The sequence below is a fragment of the Amniculibacterium aquaticum genome, from assembly GCF_003852705.1.
GTDB classification, from domain to species: Bacteria; Bacteroidota; Bacteroidia; order Flavobacteriales; family Weeksellaceae; genus Amniculibacterium; species Amniculibacterium aquaticum.
Window position 1 is genome coordinate 1 of the sequence record NZ_REFA01000044.1, and the last position, 5,146, is coordinate 5,146.

2 tRNA genes and 3 rRNA genes are annotated in these 5,146 nt (G+C 46.7%); all 5 read left to right on the forward strand.

Annotation, left to right across the window (positions count from 1 at the left end):
• Positions 1-1,433 (forward strand): 16S ribosomal RNA (locus EIY84_RS11395); the annotation flags it as partial.
• Between the two features lie 193 nt (positions 1,434-1,626).
• A tRNA-Ile gene (locus EIY84_RS11400) sits at positions 1,627-1,700 on the forward strand.
• A 114-nt stretch (positions 1,701-1,814) separates the two neighbouring features.
• Positions 1,815-1,888 (forward strand) — tRNA-Ala (locus EIY84_RS11405).
• A 168-nt stretch (positions 1,889-2,056) separates the two neighbouring features.
• Positions 2,057-4,815: ribosomal RNA gene (locus EIY84_RS11410) — 23S ribosomal RNA — on the forward strand.
• 176 nt (positions 4,816-4,991) lie between these two features.
• Positions 4,992-5,099 (forward strand): 5S ribosomal RNA (gene rrf / locus EIY84_RS11415).
• Positions 5,100-5,146: the final 47 nt, after the last annotated feature.

Here is a 5,146-nt window from a genome sequence, read left to right on the forward strand (position 1 = left end):
TCTTGAGAGCGGCGTACGGGTGCGTAACACGTGTGCAACCTGCCTTTATCTAGGGGATAGCCTTTCGAAAGGAAGATTAATACCCTATAATATATTGATTGGCATCAATTGATATTGAAAACTCCGGTGGATAGAGATGGGCACGCGCAAGATTAGATAGTTGGTGAGGTAACGGCTCACCAAGTCGATGATCTTTAGGGGGCCTGAGAGGGTGATCCCCCACACTGGTACTGAGACACGGACCAGACTCCTACGGGAGGCAGCAGTGAGGAATATTGGACAATGGGTGAGAGCCTGATCCAGCCATCCCGCGTGAAGGACGACGGTTCTATGGATTGTAAACTTCTTTTGTACAGGGATAAACCTACCCTCGTGAGGGTAGCTGAAGGTACTGTACGAATAAGCACCGGCTAACTCCGTGCCAGCAGCCGCGGTAATACGGAGGGTGCAAGCGTTATCCGGATTTATTGGGTTTAAAGGGTCCGTAGGCGGGCTTATAAGTCAGTGGTGAAAGCCGGCAGCTTAACTGTCGAACTGCCATTGATACTGTAAGTCTTGAGTGTATTTGAAGTGGCTGGAATAAGTAGTGTAGCGGTGAAATGCATAGATATTACTTAGAACACCAATTGCGAAGGCAGGTCACTAAGATACAACTGACGCTGATGGACGAAAGCGTGGGGAGCGAACAGGATTAGATACCCTGGTAGTCCACGCTGTAAACGATGCTAACTCGTTTTTGGGTTTTTAAGACTCAGAGACCAAGCGAAAGTGATAAGTTAGCCACCTGGGGAGTACGTTCGCAAGAATGAAACTCAAAGGAATTGACGGGGGCCCGCACAAGCGGTGGATTATGTGGTTTAATTCGATGATACGCGAGGAACCTTACCAAGACTTAAATGGGAATTGACAGCTTTAGAAATAGAGCCTTCTTCGGACAATTTTCAAGGTGCTGCATGGTTGTCGTCAGCTCGTGCCGTGAGGTGTTAGGTTAAGTCCTGCAACGAGCGCAACCCCTGCCAATAGTTGCCATCATTCAGTTGGGGACTCTATTGGGACTGCCTACGCAAGTAGAGAGGAAGGTGGGGATGACGTCAAATCATCACGGCCCTTACGTCTTGGGCCACACACGTAATACAATGGCCGGTACAGAGGGCAGCTACACTGCGAAGTGATGCGAATCTCGAAAGCCGGTCTCAGTTCGGATTGGAGTCTGCAACTCGACTCTATGAAGCTGGAATCGCTAGTAATCGCGCATCAGCCATGGCGCGGTGAATACGTTCCCGGGCCTTGTACACACCGCCCGTCAAGCCATGGAAGTTTGGGGTACCTGAAGTCGGTGACCGTAAAAGGAGCTGCCTAGGGTAAAACAAGTAACTAGGGCTAAGTCGTAACAAGGTAGCCGTACCGGAAGGTGCGGCTGGAACATCTCATTTTAGAGACAACACGTCAAAAAAAATACTATTCTTAGTAGACTTACAAAAAGTTGCTTTAGTTTTTTTACTTTTTTGGTTGAATCACAACATAACCCCTAGAAATTAGTAGAAGGGATGAAGAGATTTTGAATTTTGAATTATAAATTTTGAATTATATTAATTTAAAATTTAAAATTCAACATTGAAAAAATGAAGTCTCGTAGCTCAGCTGGTTAGAGCGCTACACTGATAATGTAGAGGTCGGCAGTTCGAGCCTGCCCGAGACTACTAATTAAGAGGAGATTATAGATTTTGGATTATAAATTTTGAATTATGAATAAAAGTCAGAGTATTTTTATTAATTCAAAATTCAAAATTCAAAATTTAAAATTTCTAGAAGAGGGGGAATTAGCTCAGCTGGCTAGAGCGCCTGCCTTGCACGCAGGAGGTCAAGGGTTCGACTCCCTTATTCTCCACAGTTAGTATGTATTGATTAGAACTTGGTACTAAGTATAGTGAGAGCCACTATCAACCGACAACGAATCACTGGCAACTAAAGAATTAAAGATCATTGACATTAACGATAAAGACATCACAAAGAGAAAACCGAGCACAAGAGTGCTCGAGTAACCAATAAAATTAGGAAAGAAATCGTTAAGGGCGTATGGCGGATGCCTAGGCTTTCAGAGGCGAAGAAGGACGTGGTAAGCTGCGAAAAGCTCGGGGGATTGGCACACACGAATTGATCCCGAGATGTCCGAATGGGGCAACCCAATACATTGAAGATGTATTACTGCGTAAGCAGAGCAAACCCGGAGAACTGAAACATCTAAGTACCCGGAGGAAAAGAAATCGAAGAGATTCCGTAAGTAGTGGCGAGCGAAAGCGGATTAGCCCAAAAGCTTTTATATATTTAGAGGAATGTTCTGGAAAGAACAATCGTAGAAGGTGATAATCCTGTACTCGAAAGGTATACATAAGTGAAGAAAGAGTAGGGCGGGACACGTGAAATCCTGTCTGAATATGGGGGGACCATCCTCCAAGGCTAAATACTCCTGAAAGACCGATAGTGAACAAGTACTGTGAAGGAAAGGTGAAAAGCACTTCGAATAGAAGGGTGAAATAGAACCTGAAACCGTACGCCTACAAGCGGTCGGAGCTGATATTTATATTAGTGACGGCGTGCCTTTTGCATAATGAGCCTACGAGTTAATTTTACTAGCGAGGTTAAGTAATTAAGTTACGGAGCCGGAGCGAAAGCGAGTCTGAATAGGGCGGATAGTTAGTAGGATTAGACGCGAAACCTTGTGATCTACCCATGGGCAGGTTGAAGCTTTGGTAACACAAAGTGGAGGACCGAACCGGTTGACGTTGAAAAGTCTTCGGATGACCTGTGGGTAGGGGTGAAAGGCCAATCAAACTGGGAGATAGCTCGTACTCCCCGAAATGCATTTAGGTGCAGCGTCGATGTTAAGTTTATTAGAGGTAGAGCTACTGATTGGATGCGGGGGAGTCAAATCCTACCAATTCCTGACAAACTCCGAATGCTAATAAATGTTCGTCGGCAGTGAGGGCATGGGTGCTAAGGTCCATGTCCGAGAGGGAAAGAACCCGGACCAACAGCTAAGGTCCCCAAATCTATACTAAGTTGAAACAACGCGGTTGGACTGCATTGACAGCTAGGATGTTGGCTTGGAAGCAGCCATTCATTTAAAGAGTGCGTAACAGCTCACTAGTCGAGCGGTCCGGCATGGATAATAATCGGGCATAAGTATAGTACCGAAGCTATGGATTTATAATTTATATTATATCTGGTAGGGGAGCATTCTGTTTGCGCCGAAGCAGTATCGTGAGGTATTGTGGAGCGGACAGAAAAGAAAATGTAGGCATAAGTAACGATAAAGGGGGCGAGAAACCCCCTCACCGAAAGACTAAGGTTTCCTCAGCCATGCTAATCAGCTGAGGGTTAGTCGGGACCTAACGCGCACCCGAAAGGGGAAGTGGATGGACATAGGGTTAATATTCCCTAACTTGCTCTCGAATAAAGGGGACGGTTTTGTGTAGCTGCTGGAGACTGACGGAATAGTCAAGGCCTAGCCTTCGGGCGAAGCTGTTGCAGTGTAACGAGATCCAAGAAAAGCCGAAGAGAAGCAACCCGTACCAAAACCGACACAGGTAGTCGAGGAGAGAATCCTAAGGTGCTCGAGTGAGTCGTGGCTAAGGAACTAGGCAAAATAGTCTCGTAACTTCGGGAGAAGAGACGCCAGCGCAAGCTGGCCGCAGTAAAAAGGCCCAGGCGACTGTTTATCAAAAACACAGGACTCTGCTAAATCGAAAGATGCTGTATAGGGTCTGACACCTGCCCGGTGCTGGAAGGTTAAGGAAGGTGCTTAGCGCAAGCGAAGGCATTGACTGAAGCCCCAGTAAACGGCGGCCGTAACTATAACGGTCCTAAGGTAGCGAAATTCCTTGTCGGGTAAGTTCCGACCTGCACGAATGGTGTAACGATCTGGGCACTGTCTCAGCCACGAGCTCGGTGAAATTGTAGTATCGGTGAAGATGCCGATTACCCGCAATGGGACGAAAAGACCCTGTGAACCTTTACTATAACTTCGTATTGACTTTGAGTAAGTAATGTGTAGGATAGGTGGGAGACTTTGAAGCAGGCACGCTAGTGTTTGTGGAGTCATCGTTGAAATACCACCCTTTACTTACTTGGAGCCTAATCCCGCTGAGCGGGAGACATTGCGTGGTGGGTAGTTTGACTGGGGTGGTCGCCTCCAAAAGAGTAACGGAGGCTTTCAAAGGTACCCTCAGCACGCTTGGTAACCGTGCGTAGAGTGTAATGGCATAAGGGTGCTTGACTGTGAGACCTACAAGTCGATCAGGTGCGAAAGCAGGACATAGTGATCCGGTGGTTCCGTATGGAAGGGCCATCGCTCATAGGATAAAAGGTACTCCGGGGATAACAGGCTAGTCTCCCCCAAGAGCTCACATCGACGGGGAGGTTCGGCACCTCGATGTCGGCTCGTCACATCCTGGGGCTGGAGAAGGTCCCAAGGGTTGGGCTGTTCGCCCATTAAAGTGGCACGCGAGCTGGGTTCAGAACGTCGTGAGACAGTTCGGTCTCTATCTATTGCGGGCGTTAGATGTTTGCGAGGACTTGAATCTAGTACGAGAGGACCGATTTGAACAAACCTCTGGTGTATCTGTTGTGCCGCCAGGCGCACCGCAGAGTAGCTATGTTTGGAAGAGATAAGCACTGAAAGCATATAAGTGCGAAACTCGCCTCAAGATGAGACATCTTTTAAGGGTCGTGGGAGATGACCACGTTGATAGGCTATAGGTGTAAAGCTGGTAACAGCATAGCCGAGTAGTACTAATTACCCGTAGATTTATAGCCTAATGGTTGGGCACTCTTAGTGAAGAGGTTTGCTCTTTGTGATTTGTTTTTATCGATTTTTTACTTAGAAGTTAGAAATGAGATGTTAGAAGTTAGATTGTGTCTAATGTCTAACCACTTCAAACTAATCTCTAATTAATAACATATACTGTACAACCTTTTGTACAAACAACCTTTAGGGTGGTTTTAGCAGAGGGGCTCACCTGTTCCCATTCCGAACACAGAAGTTAAGCCCTCTAGCGCCGATGGTACTGCTAACGCGGGAGAGTAGGTCGCCGCCAGTTTTTATTAGAATCCTCGATTACGAAAGTAGTCGGGGATTTTTTTTGCT